The sequence below is a fragment of the Moraxella sp. CTOTU48717 genome, assembly GCF_032057165.1.
GTDB lineage: Bacteria > Pseudomonadota > Gammaproteobacteria > Pseudomonadales > Moraxellaceae > Faucicola > Faucicola tetraodonis.
In genome coordinates this window covers 173,937-194,208 of sequence record NZ_DAMBBC010000001.1, presented here as the reverse complement: position 1 = coordinate 194,208, position 20,272 = coordinate 173,937, and the positions used below count along the sequence as shown (strand labels likewise).

18 protein-coding genes are annotated in these 20,272 nt (G+C 43.7%); 2 read left to right on the top strand and 16 right to left on the bottom strand.

Features of this window, described 5'->3' with window-relative positions:
- Window positions 1-50: 50 nt before the first annotated feature.
- The 12 genes from RT084_RS00985 to ychF all read right to left on the bottom strand — a co-directional run bounded on the left by RT084_RS00985 (window position 51) and on the right by ychF (window position 11,844).
- Entirely contained in the window at window positions 51-2,291 is a 2,241-nt protein-coding gene (locus RT084_RS00985; RefSeq protein ID WP_312384381.1) for a primosomal protein N', read from the bottom strand.
- A gap of 148 nt (window positions 2,292-2,439) precedes the next feature.
- On the bottom strand, window positions 2,440-2,820 hold the full coding sequence (locus RT084_RS00980) for a Rid family detoxifying hydrolase (RefSeq protein WP_312384383.1): 381 nt from the start codon (window positions 2,818-2,820) through the stop codon (window positions 2,440-2,442).
- Window positions 2,821-2,847: 27 nt separating this feature from the next.
- A complete protein-coding gene (locus tag RT084_RS00975) occupies window positions 2,848-5,013 on the bottom strand; it encodes an HD domain-containing protein (protein WP_312384594.1) in 2,166 nt (721 codons plus the stop codon).
- Between the two features lie 368 nt (window positions 5,014-5,381).
- Window positions 5,382-5,648 (bottom strand): DNA-directed RNA polymerase subunit omega, encoded by a 267-nt coding sequence (rpoZ, locus tag RT084_RS00970; protein WP_007116517.1) that lies wholly within the window; start codon window positions 5,646-5,648, stop codon window positions 5,382-5,384.
- Window positions 5,649-5,729: 81 nt separating this feature from the next.
- Window positions 5,730-6,164, bottom strand: coding sequence for a ClpXP protease specificity-enhancing factor (locus RT084_RS00965; RefSeq protein ID WP_007116516.1), 435 nt, complete (start codon window positions 6,162-6,164; stop codon window positions 5,730-5,732).
- Window positions 6,165-6,189: 25 nt separating this feature from the next.
- A complete protein-coding gene (locus tag RT084_RS00960) occupies window positions 6,190-6,801 on the bottom strand; it encodes a glutathione S-transferase N-terminal domain-containing protein (protein WP_312384386.1) in 612 nt (203 codons plus the stop codon).
- Window positions 6,802-6,949: 148 nt separating this feature from the next.
- On the bottom strand, window positions 6,950-7,663 hold the full coding sequence (locus tag RT084_RS00955) for a cytochrome c1 (RefSeq protein WP_007116514.1): 714 nt from the start codon (window positions 7,661-7,663) through the stop codon (window positions 6,950-6,952).
- Window positions 7,663-8,880 (bottom strand): cytochrome b, encoded by a 1,218-nt coding sequence (locus RT084_RS00950; RefSeq protein WP_175405749.1) that lies wholly within the window; start codon window positions 8,878-8,880, stop codon window positions 7,663-7,665. Before RT084_RS00950 ends, RT084_RS00955 begins: the two co-directional genes overlap by 1 nt.
- A gap of 19 nt (window positions 8,881-8,899) precedes the next feature.
- The gene (gene petA, locus RT084_RS00945) at window positions 8,900-9,484 is read right to left on the bottom strand and encodes a ubiquinol-cytochrome c reductase iron-sulfur subunit (protein WP_007116512.1); all 585 of its coding nucleotides are present in this window, start codon (window positions 9,482-9,484) and stop codon (window positions 8,900-8,902) included.
- Window positions 9,485-9,734: 250 nt separating this feature from the next.
- Window positions 9,735-10,121, bottom strand: a complete 387-nt coding sequence (gene rpsI / locus RT084_RS00940; RefSeq protein ID WP_007116510.1) for a 30S ribosomal protein S9 — start codon at window positions 10,119-10,121, stop codon at window positions 9,735-9,737.
- A gap of 10 nt (window positions 10,122-10,131) precedes the next feature.
- On the bottom strand, window positions 10,132-10,560 hold the full coding sequence (gene rplM / locus RT084_RS00935; RefSeq protein WP_007116509.1) for a 50S ribosomal protein L13: 429 nt from the start codon (window positions 10,558-10,560) through the stop codon (window positions 10,132-10,134).
- A gap of 192 nt (window positions 10,561-10,752) precedes the next feature.
- Window positions 10,753-11,844: a redox-regulated ATPase YchF gene (gene ychF, locus RT084_RS00930; RefSeq protein WP_062334373.1), complete on the bottom strand. Its 1,092-nt coding sequence runs from the start codon at window positions 11,842-11,844 to the stop codon at window positions 10,753-10,755.
- Window positions 11,845-12,191: 347 nt separating this feature from the next.
- Here ychF and rsmA point away from each other — a divergent pair, with 347 nt between their 5' ends.
- Together rsmA and RT084_RS00920 are read left to right on the top strand one after the other, a co-directional pair.
- The gene (gene rsmA, locus RT084_RS00925; protein ID WP_313097227.1) at window positions 12,192-13,076 is read left to right on the top strand and encodes a 16S rRNA (adenine(1518)-N(6)/adenine(1519)-N(6))-dimethyltransferase RsmA; all 885 of its coding nucleotides are present in this window, start codon (window positions 12,192-12,194) and stop codon (window positions 13,074-13,076) included.
- Window positions 13,077-13,124: 48 nt separating this feature from the next.
- Window positions 13,125-13,955: a symmetrical bis(5'-nucleosyl)-tetraphosphatase gene (locus RT084_RS00920; protein WP_135889048.1), complete on the top strand. Its 831-nt coding sequence runs from the start codon at window positions 13,125-13,127 to the stop codon at window positions 13,953-13,955.
- A gap of 27 nt (window positions 13,956-13,982) precedes the next feature.
- On the opposite strand, the gene RT084_RS00915 is transcribed toward RT084_RS00920, so the two are convergent.
- The 4 genes from RT084_RS00915 to RT084_RS00900 all read right to left on the bottom strand — a co-directional run bounded on the left by RT084_RS00915 (window position 13,983) and on the right by RT084_RS00900 (window position 20,020).
- Window positions 13,983-14,504, bottom strand: a complete 522-nt coding sequence (locus RT084_RS00915; RefSeq protein WP_313097224.1) for a thioesterase family protein — start codon at window positions 14,502-14,504, stop codon at window positions 13,983-13,985.
- 132 nt (window positions 14,505-14,636) lie between these two features.
- Window positions 14,637-16,106: a transglycosylase SLT domain-containing protein gene (locus RT084_RS00910; RefSeq protein ID WP_312384396.1), complete on the bottom strand. Its 1,470-nt coding sequence runs from the start codon at window positions 16,104-16,106 to the stop codon at window positions 14,637-14,639.
- A gap of 667 nt (window positions 16,107-16,773) precedes the next feature.
- On the bottom strand, window positions 16,774-17,550 hold the full coding sequence (locus RT084_RS00905) for a Nif3-like dinuclear metal center hexameric protein (RefSeq protein WP_409519583.1): 777 nt from the start codon (window positions 17,548-17,550) through the stop codon (window positions 16,774-16,776).
- Window positions 17,551-17,632: 82 nt separating this feature from the next.
- On the bottom strand, window positions 17,633-20,020 hold the full coding sequence (locus RT084_RS00900) for a site-specific recombinase (RefSeq protein WP_313097220.1): 2,388 nt from the start codon (window positions 20,018-20,020) through the stop codon (window positions 17,633-17,635).
- Window positions 20,021-20,272 lie beyond the last annotated feature (252 nt).

Here is a 20,272-nt window from a genome sequence, read left to right as displayed (position 1 = left end):
ATCAGTGTGAAATAAGCGCTTTAGCAAAATCAATGGTTTTGCAAGTCAGGTTAAGACCAACTCATCGGATCAATGTCAATCGATAGTCTGGCATACTTTGCCGATGGCAACGCAATCGTCTGTCGCCACCAGTCCGACAATAGCTGCTGGCGAACGTGGCGTGTTTTGGTCAAAATTAATAAATGCGAGTGATAGCGACTGTTTTTCTTTGCCATCGGCGCATCCACCGGGCCATTAATGGCAATGCCCAAGGCTGTCATGTGCTGGCGTGATGGCAACAGCGCCATCGCTTGATGCAAAATTTGCTGATTGTTTTCTAACGATTTGCTTTCCACCCGTACCAAACAAGCGTAAGTAAATGGCGGCAATCCCAACATGCGCCGCTCAGCCAATAATTGCTGGGCAAAACTTAGATATCCTTCACGTACCAAAGTCAGTAACGCCGGATTTTCAGGTTGCAGGGTTTGTATCAGTACCAGACCCGCTTTATCGGCACGACCCGCACGACCTGCCACTTGGATAATCAGCTGGGCGGTATGCTCAGGCGAGCGAAAATCTGAGGATAAAAAACCGCGGTCAGCATTGGGGATTGCTACCAAGGTCACATTGGGGAAATGATGCCCTTTTGCCACCATTTGCGTGCCCACCAAAATGGCTTTGGGATTATCAGCAATACGCTGATACACTTGCTCCCAACTGTTTTTTTTACGCGTGGTATCGCGGTCAATCTGAATCACAGGCACATCGGGGAAAAGCTCAGTTAACCCTTCAACCATCCGCGCAGTACCCATGCCCACAGGGTCAAGATTGCTACTACCACAGCTGGGGCAATGGTTTGGGATGGCTTGCTGCCAATCGCAGTGGTGGCATTTTAGCATTGCCACTGGCTGAAAATGCACTGTCAAATGCGCATCACAGCGCGGGCAGTCTGCTTGCCAACCGCAAGCATCACATAATAAGATGGGCGCGTAGCCACGACGGTTTAAAAATACCAATACTTGCTCATCTTTGTCCAGCGTTTGCCGAATGGCTTGGATTAAGCTTTGCGCCAAACCGTTTTGCCATGCCTGTTGGCGCGCATCAATCAGCTGCATAATGGCAGGTTTGGCATCGCCTGCACGCTGGGTCAAAGTAAGCTCGGTGAGTTTACCTTGTTGTACCAAATACAGGCTTTCAAGCGATGGCGTCGCGGTACCCAAAATCACCGGACAATTAAGCTGAAACCCACGATAGAGCGCCACGTCACTGGCGTGATAGCGCAGTGAGTCTTGCTGTTTATAAGATTGGTCATGCGACTCATCGACAATAATCAGCCCTAAATTGGCAAATGGGTATAACACTGACGAACGGGTACCGATAATAATTTGCGCATAGCCCAGTCGGCATTGTTGCCAGCCATCAAGCCGCACGGTGTCATTAAGTCCCGAATGTAACATCAATACTTGGGCGTCAAATCGTTCGGCAAATCGCTGTCTGGTCTGTGGGGTCAGCCCAATTTCTGGCACTAAGATCAGCACTTGTTTGCCTTGCGCCAGTACCGTTTGCATCACTTGCAAATACACTTCGGTCTTGCCACTTCCCGTAATCCCATTGAGCAAAAAACCTTCGTAGTGTGGCTGCTGGCAGGCGCGGGTGATTTTTTGCACCGCTTGTTGTTGCTGCAAATTTAAGGTGAGCGGTGTGGTGGCAAGCTTAGCAAGCTTGGGTAAAGATGGCATTTGATAAACAGGCGCAATCAGACCTTTTTGCTCAAATTTTTTTAAATAAGCGGGCTCGACACCGTTGTCTACCAGCGCAAACTCAGTTACAAGTTTTGTGGCATTGCCATGCGAATTGCGATGTAAATTGCCATGCGAGTTGATGACCAGTTCACATAAAGCAAATTGTTGGCGTTGCTTTTTTGCGCTGGCAGAAAAATCCTCGTCAGTGGCATCACGTAATTGTTGCCAACATAATTGTCGGTAGTCAAGCGTCATCCCTTGACGAATCAAAGTCGGCAGCATGACAGCGAACACATCGCCAAGCGGATAGCAGTAATAAGCAGACAGCCAATAAGCGAGTTTTAGCAACGCCTCATCGACAATCGGCCGCTCATCAAGTATATCCAATACAGGTTTAATGGCATTTTGCGTAAGCTGACTGTGCTCAATATGCGCCACCACAATGCCGACCAATTTGCGCGCACCAAACGGTACTCGGACGCGGCAGCCAATCGCGGGCAACGCATCGCCCACAACGCGATAATCGAACACCGAATCAATGGGCACAGGTAAGGCAACTTGGATTAGCAAAACACACCTTTAAAAATTGTTGTAGGGTTGAATTATAGCCCAATTCTATACGTTAAACTGTGGTCAGATGGACAAAAATTTGACATAAAAAAAGGCAAGTCTGGTAACTCACCTTCCATTTGAGCGGGTTAACATTATAAAACCAAAATCAATCTAAAACCAAAATCGCTTCAATTTCGACCACCGCACCTTTTGGCAAGGCTGCCACTTGCACCGCGGCACGAGCAGGGTAAGGGGCAGACAAACGCGCCGCAAAAATCTCATTTAAGGCAGAAAAATCTGCCAAATCGGTGAGCGAAACATTAAACTTCACCACATTGGCAAGCGAACCACCTGCGGCTTGGCAGATAGCATCGATGTTTGACATGACTTGGTTGGTCTGATTAACAAAGCCATCGGCTAGGGTCATGCTGTTTGGGTCAAGTCCGATTTGACCTGAAATATAGACAGTCTTATCAACTTTCACGGCTTGTGAATAAGTGCCTACCGCAGCAGGCGCATTGTCAGTATGAATGATGTCACGGCTCATATTATTTCCTATTACAGTATGATGGGTTTATAAAATATCTTTATTTTTTGCTGCAGATGTGTTTTGGCTCTGAGAAAGTAGCACTTCGTCATTCCATTGATACAGCCTTACAATATTGGGGTAGCCCAAGAAGGTACGTAGGCGCTGAATTAAGCTTGCAATCTGGTCACGGCTTTGCACCACCACGAACAGCAAGGTGTAGCCATTACGCTGTTCGATATATTCAAAACCCGCCTGAGTATCACGTACAATAAAGATTAAATCACTGATTTGCTCATCGGTCAGGTTTTGATTAATTTTTAGCGCGGCATCAAAATAAATACGCTTGGATATCTCATCCTCACTGTTAGACACTCGCCAATGTAGCGGAATCACTTGGTATTCATTGACACGGCGAATTTCATCAATCGAAAAACATTTATGTCGATGCACCACCAAGCCATTTTTTGAAATATGCCCGACAATCGGGTCGCCATACACAGGATGACAACAGCTGGAAAAATTCATCTCCATATTGGCGGCATCCGCAATCAAGCTTTGCGGTTGGTTAGCGGCATGGGCGCTGGCTTGGTTTTTGGCAAGCTGCTCTTGGGTCAATAAGCGCGAAACGGCAATCTGCGGTAGCAATTTACCTGTGGTAAACTCCGTAAAGAACGCACTTTTATCCTGTAAGCCACGCCAATCAAGTAGCAATTGCCATTGTTCATCACTCACATCAGCGAGTGAAAGATTTTGCGTTTTAAGCGCGCGCTCAAAGGCGGTTTTACCTTCGTGCTCTTTTTGCTCTGGATTTAAGCCTTTTAACCATTCAAACAAGGCACGCCGCGCTTTATTGGTTGCCACAAAACCCAGCCACTCCGCTTTTGGAATCGCATTGGGGTCGGTATGAATTTTGACCCTATTGCCGGTTTTCAAAATCGTACCCAGTTTGGCTTCTACGCCATTGATTTCAGCGCCGGTTGCACGGTTACCGATATGGGTACTGATAGTATAGGCGAAGTCAAGCGCTGTGGAGCCGCGCGGCAACTCATAAGCATCACCGTTTGGGGTATAGCAAATAATTTTACGTTCGTGAAGATAATCAATCAGTTTATCAACCACCGTCACCGCATCAGATGGCTGCTCTTCGATATCGCTTTCATTGTCGGCAATCAAGTTTTGCAGATTGCGTAGAGAGGCCTGAATCACTGACTGGCTAAGCGGCGATGCGGCTTCACCCATCAAAATCCCTAAACGGGTGGTTTTGAGCATGGTTTTAGTCAGAATGACCACTTTGATGGTATCATGGCCGTTTTTATAGGTAATGGTCAGTGATTGGTTGCCCCCCGCACGCGGATGGCGGATATTGTCTTCGATACACTCAGGCGCAATTTGGTATTTATTGATAAAATACTTGGCGATTTGGTCGCAGTCTTCCACTTTATCCATGACCAGCATAAATTCATAATGCCACAGCAAATCGGTGATTTCGCCGCGGTTTTTAAAGAACTGGCGAAACAAAGTCACGCGATTATCGACATCTTTGACATAACCTTTAACATCCAGTCGGCTCAAAACGATATTTAAATAGTTATGAATAGCTTCTTGTTGAAAGGTGCGCCCCAAACCATGCTGCATAAGCTTATCTGATAACTTGTTATACATAGGCGCATTTAGGCTGCGATAACATAAAATCTCGATATAGTCGGCTAAATCATTAAGCCCCAGGGTACGAGCAAACGGCACATAAAAATCCAACGTTTCTTGTGCGGTTGCCTGTTGTTTTTTCTCAGGCACCGCTTCGATGGTGGTCATATTGTGCAGGCGGTCTGCCAATTTGACAATCAACACCCGCGGGTCTTCTAGCGTTGCAGTAATAATGCGATAAAAAGTCGCGGCTTTATTGATGTGTTTTTCATTGGAGGATTTTAATTTGGTAACACCATTGACGATTTGGGCAACTGCCTTGCCAAACTCTCGGGTCAAATCTTCTTCAGTGGTAGGGGTATCTTCAACGGTATCATGCAAAATTGCCGCCACAATGGTATCGACATCCATACGAAAACTACCCAAAATCTCCGCTACCGCCATAGGGTGGGTGATATAAGGCTCGCCAGATTTGCGTTTATCTTTGATATGGGCTTGGTCGCCAAAGGCACAGGCTTTGAGAACAATTTGCTGTTCGGCATCATCCAAATAATCCAATACACGCATTAGGTCAAACTGTGCAATATCCACATCAGGATGGCTTAATTTTGGTAAAGTTGATATATTCAAAAATGTGCCCTCAACGTACGATCGATAGGTTTAACCTGCTAAAAAATTCATATTGTCCTGGTCAGCAGTTAACTCTATCATAAAAAACGGTTGGATAAAAATAGCTGGCATCAAACCAGCTAAAGTTAGTAAAAACGTATTATAAAGATATCTTAATTATTCGCAAAATTACTGCGAATTGTCAAGCTAAGTTACATATAATTCCACGTTTCATTCCACGTTTCATTCAACTAAAAAGTCACCTAAAAAAGGTGACTTTTTATAAAATAATAGTCGCTAACTAGTAACAGTGGCTTAAGCTACCATTAGAATCCATGACCACTTGAAATGCTCAAATCAACATGGTGAAATTTGTTAGGCAATTCGCGCTCAGGTTGATTTAAAATCTCTTTAGTCACAAGGCCCTCAGCGATTTCGCGCAGGGCAAGTACGGTTGGTTTATCATTTTCACGCTCAACCATAGGTTCTGATACACCGCGTGCGATTTGGCGCGCACGTTTACTGGCAATAAGAATCAAATCAAAACGGTTGTGGATATTTTCTAGACAATCTTCTACAGTGACACGTGCCATGACTATGGTTATCCTATTCAAAACTAAAAAAGTAATTGATTATTTTAACAAAATTAAACCCATATTGCCAGTGACAATGCACTAATCCAAGATTTTTAACCCTGCTTTGTTCTCACGTTTTGGACGTTGTGCGTCGGTGGACTCTGCTGGTTGACTGGCATTGATTTCAGATTGCGGGGCATTATCGTATTCCGTTGGGTCAAAGAACATGCCTTGTGAATTTTCTCTGGCATAAATCCCCATCACCGCTTGCATCGGTACCCATAATTCTTGCGAAACACCGCCAAATCGCGCATGAAAATTAATAAAATCATTATTAATGACCAAATTACCTGTGGCACGGCTGGCGATATTAAGTACGATACGACCATCTTGCACATATTCGACAGGCACGGTGACATTGGGCTGCGTCGTATCGACCATAATATGTGGAGTTAGGTTATTGTCTTCAAGCCATTCAAAAATAGCGCGTACCATATAAGGGCGAGTCGGGGTGAGTTGAAAGTCGTTTTCCATGATGATTCTCTTATTTTAATGATTACTATTTTAAACTAGTTTTAAAGGTTGGGCGATTAAACATCCGATCCATATATTGATACAACGGACGGCACAGATGCAGCGGCAATTCAATACCCATGGGTTTTAAGCGATATAAAATCGATGACAAAATGCAATCACATACACCCATAGTATCTGAAAGAAAAAAAGCTTTATGGGCAAACAGCGGCGCTATGGTAACAAGAGATTCAGTCAGTTGCTTTCTTGCAATCTTTGCTTGGTTGACATCTAAGGTATCCTTATGGGTCAATAGCGTATCTGCCAGTTTAATCCAGTCTTTCTCAATGCGCCACCATAATTGACGGTATTGTGCCTTTTCAATCGGATTTTCAGGTAGCAGTTTGTTCTGATGATAGCGCTCTTCAAGGTATTCAAAAATAATGCGATTGTTATATAAAATCAATTCACGATGAATAAATACCGGTAGCGTGTTGTAAGGATTGATATCAGGTAAATCTTCGGCAAAATCCTCATCATCACGAATGTTCGTCTCACTAAATTCTATTTTTTTCTCAAGTAAAACCAGTCTTAATTGGTGACTCAGGTAGCCATCATCGGCATAAATCAACGGGGTGTTCGAAGTAGGGGTCAACATAGTTAAAAATAATAAGCTGTATCAGCGTAAAGGATAAGCCTAGCTTAAAATGACTGAATTAGCAATAACTGTGAAAGTTATCGTACCAATCAAGCAATAGATGCGCATAAAAAAAGGCAGCCTAAGCTACCTTTTCTTATATGAACCCTTATTTAACGTCTTTCCAAAATTCTTTATTGAGTAAGTATACTGGAATTAATAACGCAAGTAAGAATAAGATGACCCAAAAACCATATACTTTACGTTGGTGCGCTTGCGGCTCTGCCATCCACGCCATAAAGTTGACGATATCACCAATATTACGACGATATTCTTCTTTTGAGGTGTTCATTTGCATATCATGAAGGACGAACGGCATGGCAACATTCGGCAGTACGATATTGTTGGCACCCCAAGGACGACTTGGATCTTCATAGAAGGCTAACAAGTACGTATAAACCCAATCATTACCACGTAGACGGGTTTCAAGTGACAAGTCAGGTGGCTGTGCACCAAACCAAGCCTTTTGAAGCTCTGGGTCTACGCCTGCATTGATATGGTCACCGACTTGGTCAGTGGTCAGCATCAAGTATTTTTCCACCAACTCTTTTGGAATGTCCAAGTCTTTATACATTTTTGAGTAGCGAACATATTGCGCTGAGTGACAGCCTGCACAGTAACTCATAAATAATGAGGCACCACGTTGAATAGATGCTTTATTGGTCAAATCTACAGGGGCGGTTTCACAAGCCAAATGCGCTTCTTTACCATCAACTGTTTTGTAAGTGCCACAGCCGCCTTCGCTAGCTTGTGCGGCTGTCGCGCCCAAACCTAGTGCAACTGTCAAACCCAATCCAGCAACTAATTTTTTAACCGCTTTCATTAGTGACCTCCAGTTACACGTTCAGGTGGCTGTTTGCAAGTTTCAATCGATGTATAGATTGGCATTAGCAAGAAAAACAAGAAATACAAAATAGTACAAATACGTGCCACAATCGTTGCGGTATCACTTGATGGAATTACCCCTAAGTAACCTAAGATCAAGAAACTAACAACAAAGATAGCAAGCGCAATTTTTGACAAAATACCTTTATAACGCATTGAACGCACAGGCGATTTGTCTAACCAAGGCAATACAAATAAAATAGCAATTGATGCTGCCATCACAATAACACCCGGCAGGGCTGAACCAAACATAGATGGGGTTGCACGTAACATCGCATAAAAAGGCGTATAGTACCAAACAGGGGCAATGTGAGCAGGTGTCTTAAGTGGGTTTGCTGCTTCAAAGTTTGGTGGCTCAAGGAAGAAACCGCCGCCTTCTGGGAAGAAGAATACCACAGTAAAGAAAATGATAAAGAATACCACGATACCAATCATATCATGTACGGTGTAATATGGGTGGAAAGCCACACCATCAAGGGGTACACCATTTTTATCTTTAAGTTTTTTGATATCGATACCATCTGGGTTATTAGAACCAACATGGTGCAATGCTACCAAGTGAACAAATACCAGACCCACTAAAATCAAAGGAATCGCAACAACGTGCAAGGCGAAGAAACGGTTTAAGGTAATACCAGAGATGATATAGTCACCTTTTACCCATTCTCCCAATGCATCACCAATAAATGGAATCGCTGCTGGTAGGTTTAAAATAACCTGGGCACCCCAGAAAGACATATTACCCCAAGGTAATAAGTAACCGAAGAAACCTTCTGCCATTAAGCACAGATAGATACCCATACCGATGAGCCAAACCAGTTCACGGGGTTTTTGGTATGAACCATACAACAAGCCACGGAACATATGCAGATACACGACCACGAAAAATGCCGAAGCACCAGTTGAGTGCATATAACGGATTAACCAACCACCTTGTACATCACGCATAATGTATTCTACAGAAGCAAATGCGCCTTCTGCACTTGGGTTGAACATCATGGTTAGCCAAATACCCGTCACTAACTGATTGACCAATACCACCATGGATAATACGCCAAAGAAGTACCAAAAGTTGAAATTCTTTGGTGCGTAATACTTTGACATATGGTATTCATAAGTTTCTGTCGCTGGAAAGCGCGCATCCACCCAATGCATAAATTTCTTTGCACTCATATTATGCCCCCACCGTTAAGATAGTACCGCTGATGCTATACTCAGGAACTGGCAAATTACGAGGCGCAGGTTGACCCTTAAAAACACGTCCAGCTAAGTCATACTTTGAGCCGTGACAGGGGCATAAAAATCCGCCAACCCAACTGCTGCCACCCAAATCTGCTGCGCCGACATCAGGACGATAACCTGGCGCACAACCTAAGTGAGTACAAACCCCTTCACACACTAGAACTTCACTATTGTCTTTTGAGCGGCTATTATTTTTGCAGTAGTCAGGTTGTAATGAACCTTCTGATTTTGGATCGGCAAGTGATGATTCTACTTTTGATAAATTATCCATCATCTCTTTGGTACGTTTGACAAGATAAATCGGTTTACCACGATATTTGATAACAATCATTTGTCCTGCTTCGAGTTTGCTTAGGTCTTGGCTAACAGGTGCGCCCGCAGCTTCTGCTTTTGCACTTGGATACCATGAACGCACAAACGGCGTAGCAATAGCAGCGACACCGACTGCGCCCATAGCGGCAGTGGATGCGATTAAAACTCTTCGACGCTTAACGTCGACGCCTTCGGCATGGCTCATTAAGAACTCCTCCAGATTAATGAAGTGGGTAACCATATTCCCACACTGGGTTTGTGGCTATTGTAAATCAGTTGTTACAGAATTGCCACCTTAGCTGTGCCTAAATTACGCTAATTTTGCTATTTTATGCTATTTTTGCAATAAAATAAATTACCTAAGGTAAATAAAAAAGACCCTTGCAGTAAACAAGAGTCTTTTTTGTAAACGCCAAAAAACGCGGTCGATACGAGAATTTCGACCACGAAAAATATTAACGTTTTGAGAATTGGGGACGTTTACGTGCTTTACGTAAGCCCAATTTTTTACGTTCAACTTCACGCGCGTCACGAGTGACAAAGCCCGCTTCTTTAAGCGCTGGTTTTAAGGTTTCGTCTGACTCGATCAATGCACGGGTAATACCGTGGCGAATCGCGCCTGCTTGACCATTGATACCGCCACCTTTTACAGTCACATAGATATCATATTTGCTAGCAGCATCTAGTAATTCTAAAGGTTGACGTACAACCATTACTGATGTTTCGCGACCAAAGTATTGATCAAGTGGTTTACCGTTGACGACGATGTTACCTGTACCCGCAGATAAGAACACACGAGCTGTTGAAGTTTTACGACGACCTGTACCGTAATTGCGTTCCATGTGTTACTCCTTAGATATCTAATACTTGAGGTTGTTGAGCAGTATGAGGATGCTCAGTACCTGAGTAAACTTTTAACTTTTTAATCATCGCATAGCCCAATGGACCTTTTGGCAACATACCTTTAACGGCTTTGTTAAGTACGTCAGCAGGTTTGTGTGCGATAAGTTTAGTAAAGTTAGTCTCTCTGATACCACCTGGGTAACCGGTGTGACGGTAGTATTTTTTGTCTTGCGCTTTTTTACCAGTCACGGCAACTTTCTCAGCATTAATCACAACGATATAATCGCCTGTGTCAACGTGAGGGGTGTAAGAAGGCTTATGCTTGCCACGTAAGCGTGATGCGATTTCGCTCGCCAAGCGACCTAATGTTTTACCTTCAGCGTCGACGATGTACCAATCGTGTGTCACTTCATGTGGTTTAGCACTGATAGTTTTCATGTTTAAAAACCTTTTTGAGTTAATAGTTGAGAGTGAGTGTCTGGGAAACGAGGGCTCTCAAAATTACGAACGCATATTATAGGGATTAAGATAGTGACTTGCAATACAAGTCAAGCATTTTTAAAAAATAAACTTGCAAAAAATAGGCAACTAAAATTGCCTATTTATATCAATCGGCGTATGCGTGCACAATCAGACATTAAATCTAAAGTGCATGACATCGCCATCTTGCACGATGTAGGTTTTACCTTCAAGGCGAGATTTACCGGCCGCTGCCGCGCCTTTTTCACCGTTATATTCAATAAAATCATCAAACGCAATCACTTCGGCACGGATAAAACCACGCTCAAAGTCAGTATGAATCACGCCTGCTGCTTCTGGTGCGGTGGCACCCACTTTGACCGTCCAAGCGCGCACTTCTTTGACCCCTGCGGTAAAATACGTTTGCATATTAAGCAGCTCGTAGCCTGCGCGAATCACCCGATCAAGCCCTGCTTCAGTCATACCCATACTTTCTAAAAACTCTTGTTTTTCATCGTCATCCAGCTGGGCGATTTCAGATTCGATTTGGTTGCATAGCGCGACCACCAACGCATCATCTTTTGCCGCAAACTCACGTACTTGGTCAAGATAAGGATTGTTGTCAAAGCCATCCTCGCTCACGTTAGCAATATACATGGTCGGTTTTAGGGTGATTAAACCATAGCTGCGGATGATTTTTTTCTCATCCTCATCCAGATTTGCCATGCGCGCAGGCTTACCATCGGCTAAAAATGGCTCAATTTTGTTAAACACATCCAGCATGGCTTTGGCGTCTTTATCACCGCCTTTGGCTTTTTTACCGACATTGATAATCGCACGGCTGACGGCTTCAAGGTCAGCTAGGGCAAGTTCGGTGTTGATGGTTTCGATATCGGATAATGGGTTGACGCGTCCATCAACGTGAATCACGTTGTCATCATCAAAGCAGCGCACCACATGGGCAATCGCATCGGTTTCACGGATATTGGCTAAGAACTGATTACCCATACCTTCGCCTTTGGATGCGCCTGCCACCAGACCTGCGATATCCACAAATTCCATTGAGGTGGGCACAACGCGCTCAGGTTTGACGATATCGGCAAGTTGTTTGAGACGTGGGTCGGGTACAGGCACAATCCCAGTATTGGGATCTTTGGTACAAAACGGGAAGTTTTCTGCCGCAATCCCAGCTTTGGTCAATGCGTTAAACAGGGTTGATTTACCAACATTTGGCAGTCCGACGATACCACAATTAAAGCCCATACAATGCTCACTAAATAAAGGGTTAGTTAAATTTGTTGCATTATAACAACTTAGTCATCAGAATTCGACAGGCGATTGACCTATCAAAAAATAGACCCATCAAAAATTTGTAGCATGACATGAACTACAAAAATTCAAATTGAGCGATTGGGCAGATTGTTGTCATGCTGTTGCAAAGCTATTGCTATCCTATTGCCATAGTCTAGAGTTGTCATGAAATTGTCATAATGGAGCGTCAAGCTATGCTATAATGAGCAGTTTAATAGTGATTTGTGTCTGATGACGGTGAGGGTTATCGTATACTGCACAACATTGATAATTATTTCATTTTTATAGGAATGTTTTGAGTGACGGTCTCTGCTTTTTTATCCCATCAGCCTAGAAAACGTTTTGGGCAAAATTTTTTACACGATCAAGTGATTATTGGGAGAATTATTGACAGTATTCATGCAGGTCGCGATGATTTGATGGTTGAAATTGGTCCAGGCATGGGCGCGATTACTGAGCCGCTACTCAAGGAAGTCAATCGCTTGACCGTTGTCGAGCTTGATACCGATTTGGCAGACAGCTTGCGCATTCGTATTGGCGCCAATAGCAATGACGGCTTAACCATTGTCAAAGCCAATGCCATGGAAGTGGATTACCGTGCGCTGTTTCAGCAAATCATTGGCGATAACCCTAATGCTACCACCGACAAGAAAATGCGCATTGTCGGTAACTTGCCATACAATATTTCTACGCCGTTATTGTTTCATTTACTAAGTTTTGCCGATGTCATTGAAGACATGCATTTTATGCTACAAAAGGAAGTGGTGGATCGCATCACCGCAGCGGTGGATAGCCGAGAATATGGTCGCTTATCCATCATGATGCAGTATTATTGTGAAACTGATTATTTACTGACGGTGCCAAATGGGGCATTTAACCCCCCACCCAAAGTGACGAGTGCGGTATTTCGACTCAGACCTTATCAACAAAAACCGATTGTGGCTGACGATGAGAAGCTGTTTGCCCTTGTGGTGCGTGAGGCATTTAATCATCGCCGTAAAACACTGCGCGCGATTTTTAAAAAATCGCCGATTTTGCCTGCGGTCACAGAACCCCAGCTTGTGGCATGGGGGCTTAATCCACTGGCGCGTCCTGAAACGTTATCAGTACAAGATTTTGTGACCTTGTCTAATGGCATCGCGGCTAATGGTATCGCGGCAAACGGCATTGCGGCAAATGGTTAATTTTTTTATAGCTGTTTAAAATTTTACTTTCAAGATGTATGAGGTGTTATGGGTTTTCGACATCAATTTGTCATTGGCGATATTCAAGGCTGTTATGCCGATTTGCAGGCACTGCTCAAGCAAATTGGGTTTGATGAACAGCAAGATAAATTATGGTTTGTTGGCGATATCGTGGCACGCGGTGAAGACTCGCTGAGCGCGCTGCGTCTGGTAAAACGTCTTTGCCAAGCTGGTGCTGCCGAAATGGTGTTGGGCAATCATGATATTAACTTGATCGCGGTATGGCGTGGTGTCATAAAGATCAAAAAAAAGGATAGAACACAAGCGATTTTTGACGCCCCAGATTGTGATGAATTACTCAACTGGCTTCGTCGCCAGCCGCTGCTTGTCTATCCCAATGATAAAACCGTGATGGTGCATGCAGGCATCCCGCCAAACTGGAGTATCACCCAAGCAGCCATGCATGCGTCAGAATTGCAAACTCAGCTGCAAAGTAGCTTATGGCAACTCGATAGACTGCTGCCAAACCTGTATAGCGATACAGCTGTTCCTTGGTCAAATATGCTGACAGGCTACGCGCGTATGCGGGCGATTTGCAATTATTTTACCCGTATGCGCCTTTGTCAAATGGACGGCACGCTAGAGTTTAGCTTTAAATCCAGTTTGGATGATAAAATGCCAGAGGGGTTTCGTCCATGGTTTGAATGGCAAGTGCCGCGCGAACGTAAAATCTTATTTGGTCACTGGGCGGCGCTAAAAGCCAAAGTCGATTTGGCAAATGCCCGAGCCACGGATGCAGGGTGTGTGTGGGGCGGCAGTATGATGGCATACCGCCTAGAAGATGAGCAAGTTACCTGTCAAACTTGTAAAGCAAAATAACCTTTGTAAGACAGGACAATCATACATTTACTGAGCGAGCTGCAGCAGCTGCACAAACGCTTTGGGCAAACGGGTAGGGCGAACTTGGGTTTGCCCTTTTTCATCTTTACTAGTAGCCACGCATACAATACTTATCTCGGCTTGGCTTAAAAGCTGTTGGTGGCTATCATAAATCCGTTGCTCAAGCTGTAATGATGCAGATTTGCAGTCTGCCGTCTCAATCACAACGGTGACTTCGCTATCAAGCAGAATCGGACGCAAATAGCGGATGTTGGCTTGGCTCACTACAAATTGGATATCAGGTTTGCCTCTATCGCTCTGGTGAGTAACGTCTTGACTCACAGCGTCGGCTGAATGCGCTTGATAAAAATAACTGGTCATACCCAATTCCCGTAACCAATCACGACGACAACGCTCAAACAGCTTTAAATGATTGGCGTGATATACAATCCCGCCTGCATCGGTATCTTCTAAATAAATACGGTATTGGGTGGCATAAACAGGCTGAGTGCTTGATTGAGTGAGGGGCTGATTCTGAAGCTGGGTCACGTGCTATCCTTAGATTAATAATATTAACAATAAATTCAGTAATTTTTAAAAACGACAAAGTGATAGCATAAAAAAAAGAATGGCGTTAAACCATTCTTTTTTGAAAATGTTTAGTTTTTATACGCAAAACCATCAAGTCAATTGACGATTATTGACTTTATCTAATTTTAACGCCTCCAAATAACTGCGGATATGGGTGACGTAATCTAAGCACTGCACATAACGGCTATTGCTTTGACTATTAACTTTTAAATACTGATACACGGCTGCCCAATTGTTGCCATCAATACCGCGCTTTTCCAAAATCTGCTGGATATCTTTAATCGCTTGTGGACCCATATTGTATGCCGCTAGGGTAAACCATACTCGATCCGATGCTGGCACTTGGGCAAATTCATGTTGCAGCTGACTTAGATACTTAGCGCCCCCTTGGATACTCTGGGTCGGGTCAGTCCGATTATCAACGCCCATCGCATTTGCAGTGGCATTGGTCAACATCATGATACCGCGCACACCCGTTGGCGAAGTGGCTTCTGCATCCAGATGCGATTCTTGGTACCCCATTGCCACAAGCAGTTGCCAATCAAGACGGTATTTGTTTGCTGTCTGCTTAAAAGATGGTTCATAAATGGGCAACACGCGTGTCATGGTATCGGCAAAATGTTGTTGATTAAACGGCTCTGCCAATGGTGTTTGACTATAAAACGCGGCTAAATGTTGATTACGGGTGAGCGATTGACCGCCACAAAGGAAGTTTTTTACATCGTCGTTGAGTTTGACATCATTGGGGTTTAGCTGTATGGCAACATGTTCGTTGAGACCCTGCTTTGATAAATAATCTTTGTCACAGCTTAGACTCAGCGATGATAACGCAGTGGCGGTGGCGTTTTGGTGATCCGACACATTGGTTAAGGCGACATCGGCTTTGCCTGTTTTGACAGCCGCCATCGCGTCCGCATCAGTGGCAAATACTTGTGTGCTTAGGGTGACATCCAATCGCTTGGCATAATGGCGCATGACATCATAGCCAAAGCCGTGCTCAAAACCATCTTGAGCAAAATAAGTAGTATTACCATTGACGGTGGCAATACGCAGCTGCTTTTGAGATAGGATACTATCAAAGGTCGCCATTTTTGGTGCTGCAACCACGCTAGTAGGTGAGGCAAAGGTATTAGGATTGCCATTGTCGACTTTGTCAGTAACGCCCATCTGGGTGGCAACATAAGCTAAGGGCAAACCAATCCCCATCACAACTACCAGCTTTTTACTGGCGCCCAACCATTTTAACGGCTTGATAAAGCGCCCAATGAGACTAGTGGACGGATTAGCCAGTTGCGCCAAATCTTGCACATGGCTAGGCACCGCTGGCACACGCGACTGGGTAGTTTTTGGCGACATCACCCCACCCAAACAAGGCTTGAATTGAATCGGGAAGAATTGCAAGCGTTTAAATTGGGTCGCGTATTTACTAAAGCGTAATAAAGGGTGTTGAAACGGGTATAAAGTTAAAGGGCTTAAAAATGCTTTGACCGACATCGAAATCGAGGCAGGATAGGTCAAAGCCAAATCATCACAATACTCAAATGATGAGTTTAGCGGCATGTGTCACTCCACGGTGCACATACGTTAGATACGTTAAATTAATAAAAAACAACTATGCCAAATGAAAACATTTTATGAAACTAAGAACCGAATCGATAGTTAAACCTAGTACCCATCAAACTAAGCACCAGTTAAACCTAGTACTAGTCAAAATAAGCACCAGTCAGACAAGCCAAATAAGTACATGGCTTCCAACTATCTAACTCTATCCTAAATCTTAACAAAAAAGCTTCCATCCAAAATAGGTCGTTATTAACTTAACGCTAAAAAAAGAGCCAAACAGGTTGGCTCCCCTTATACCTAGGACGGTGATAATTCCCTATCCATCGTAGAGAACTATCGAAATAAATAATAATCAATTAAAAACCGTAAGACGGTTAAAATTTTTGTAAGTACTGGCAAATTAAAAATTGTTTAATAAGCCCAAGCGCTTACCTAAAGAATTTAACGTAGGTTAACGTATGGCACGCATAAAATAAATAAACAATAACAATATTTACTGCATGGCAATACAGTTAGTTATATAAAACAATGGGGGTATTGTATTGAAATTAAAGTTACGCGTCATGTTTTTGAACGTAACGAAAGGCAAATTTATGATAAAAAGCGTAAAAAACCCGCTAAAATGCAATTAACGGGTAATAATTAGTCAATAAACTGCCCAATTTTACACGGGATTATCGATATCGAAAAAATCAACGGCTAAGGCAAGATTTTCTTTGACATAATTCCCCAATGCCAGCACACCACCTCGCTCAGTGGCATGATGTCCACAAGCAAAATAATCAATACCTAGCTCACGGGCTATGTGAGTGGTTCGCTCTGACACTTCACCGGAGATATAGGCTTGACAACCCATTTGTGCCGCTTGCTCAATCATATCCTGTGCGCCACCCGTACACAGACCGATGCGCGAAATTGCTTGATTACCCCCGGATAAATGTAGGGGCGGACGGCTTAAGGTAGACGATAGTTTGTTGGTGAGAGCTGCAATCGACAACGGCGCTGCTAAATCCACGATATTACCAATCGGGTGTTTTTCGTCAGGGTATAGCGGCGACAAATCACTCCAGCCCAACGCTAGCGCCAATTGGGCGTTATTGCCCAATTGGGGATGGGCGTCTAACGGTAAATGATAAGCCAGTAAGGAAATACCGTGTTGCATCAACAAACGAATACGCTTGCCTTTCATGCCAATTAACGGCGCAGGTTCCCCTTTCCAAAAATAGCCATGATGCACCAAAATCGCTTGGGCATTGTGCGCAATCGCTTGTTCAATCAATGCCTCAGAGGCTGTGACACCGGTGAGGATGTGCTGTATCGGCTGTCCACCATCCACTTGCAGACCATTGGGACAATAATCTTGAAATTCATTAATTTTTAACAGCTCATTTAACCGATGAGCCAATTGAGTCGGACTCATTGAAGTTGCAGGTTGGTTCATTGTATTTTGCAAACTTGTATCTTTCAAACTTATATCTTCCAAAAAAGTCATCATATTTCTACAGTATTCAGTGTTTCATCAATTATTTGGGTAGCTTACTTGCCGTGTCATTTGGGGTGATATTATCGACCGCCTTTTGCACCACTTTTTCTTTAATTGCCTGTTTTTTCTCTGCAATTTCTTCATCGGTCAGTTTTTCCGTATGACTGATATTGTCGATATGGGGCGTAGTAGCATGCGGATGTTCTTCTGGCTGTGATGTTAGGGTGGTTTTATGCCCTTTACTATTTTTACCATCGTTTGCAATCGGTTTATCATCATAGATAATATTACCATCGCTATCGATGAGTGCATACTTCATCGGCTGTTTACGCGGGATGAAAAAGTCAGAGGGTTGGGTCATCAAATGCGAGGCGACCAATTCAAATAAGAATTTCCACTCAAAGACTTTCACATCACGCGCGCGTAGGGCGGTTATTAACGCGAGTGAAAAACTCACCAACAAGTTAATCATACCGATGACCATCACACCAAATAAACTGACCAAAATAATACCGATTTCTGGAAACTCGCCCGTGTTGGCATAAATATTAAAAATCCCATGAATAAAGTTGGCAGATGCAAAGGCAATGTGGCGAATATCGAGCGGCAAGCCAAAAATATAACCGATGGTCGCCGTACTACCCAAAAAGCAACCAAATAAAAAGTTGCTCATAATCGCACCCAGATTGCGCTCGATAAAATCACTAAAACGCAATAACGTTACAGGTGTCATCATCTGTTTGAGGGTAGGCTGGTTGCGGATACGCTCGCCAATTTTGTTGTGTACCGCAAGATTATCGTAATAGCCTGCAATCAATCCTGAAATATACAAATACACCCCAGCAATCGCGGCATGAAAGATAGCAAGCGAGGTAAACGGGTTGAGATCATGCAGCAAGTGCTCGGCGGTAGCTGTCGATGTTAACGGATGACCCAACCCATACAACCACAGGGATGAAATCAGTAGCGCAATGGGCATTGCAATTGAAATATTACCCATAATGGCAATAAACTGGGTGCGCATAATATCAACGACCAATTCTGTCAATTTGGTAAATCGTGCCGCTTTGCGTCCTTTTACCTCTGAGATGGTTGAAGCAATAGCGGCAGCCGTCATGGCAGGCTGTTTGGTCGCCACTGTGCCGCCAATGATATGAATCGCCACAAAGCCAAGACCGTAAATCATACTGTTTAAAAAAGCCACGCCAAAGGGTGCCAGCGGTAAGGATTTCCCTAGGATTTTAAGGGTTGCCATAAAGCCGATGAGTAGACCACCCAATGCTGCTTTTTTATACATACGGCGATAGCCCGCTTTATCGGTACTGATATAATGCTCGCCGACCTTACTGGCAGTCTCAGTCACACGGCGCGATAAGAGCGCGGTATTGATGCCAAATAAATATCTAAAACTACTGCGGTGGTATGAATCTTCATACAACGTGTTAATGAGCTCTATGATGGTTTTTTTCTTGATATGATCGTTGTCAGATAGCAGTGACACCAACAATTCAAGACGCTGCAGGCTCTGTTCAAGGCGCACCAACATATTGGTGGTACGCACAGTAATACCCGTTCGATGTATACGGCGACGGATGTTTTGCATCATAGTGCGGGCCTGGTCGGTCAACACTAAAATTTGACTGCTATCCACCTCAGGCTGTGGCATCGCTTGCTCATCCCCTGGCTGCATGCTGAGCTGGTATTGACTGACAAATTCAGCGACTTCGCGGTTCAGTGCAATGAAAGTATCTTGATTGTCAATCGGATTGGGAAATGCCTTTATTAAATCGGCATTGAGCCCGATGCCGTTGATACGCGCCGTTAAAATAGTAATGGCTTTGAGCACATTGGCTTCAAGCGCTTGCACCAATGCTTCTTTGCCTGGGGGTACTTTAAGAATAAGTATCAGTTCAATCCACCAGCGCTCATGGATTAAGCGCACCCAGTAGCGGGTTTTTGGAGTGGCAAAAAACGCATTAAATAACCCAATCAAATCGCGGTCATCGGGTACAGAGGGTAATAGCTTTTCACCGACCAAGTCAAAAAATTGCGAAGTAAAGCCAGCGTCTGACAAGATACCCAAATCCGTGTATAGCGACACCTGACGATAACGATTAATCAAGGTAAGCATAAACACACAAAACCCTTCTGCCCACACACGATTGCCGCGTAGTAGCCGAACAAATAGCGCCATCTGCTCATTGGCGGTTGTAGCATCATCTGCACGGTTGCGCAGGGTATCGAGCAGTTGTTTAAATAAGGTAACTTGCGGAAAATCACGCAGCGCATTGATTTCGTTTAAAATAGTAGTTAAACGCGCTTCTAAGGTTGGCATCACCTTTAATTGGTCTGCCATATCCGCCGCATCATAATGATGTTGGTCATTGAGTAACGTATCTTGATTATTAGGTTGCGATAAATTCGTCAAACTAACCTCGAAGTAAACAGAAAATTGAATCGTTTTTTTAAATAGGGTGAATCACAAACATAAGAAAAAAACGAAAATAGATATCTTAAGATGAAAATTTAATCGACTCATCAAAAAAAATCCATCATTTATTTGCAACAAAAATCTTATGGGCCAAGGTTTAAAGACAGTAAGGGATAAAATAACGCTACGTGTTACCGCATTCATGTATTCGAGAAAACAACCTGACTGATTATCCTAATTGATTATCTA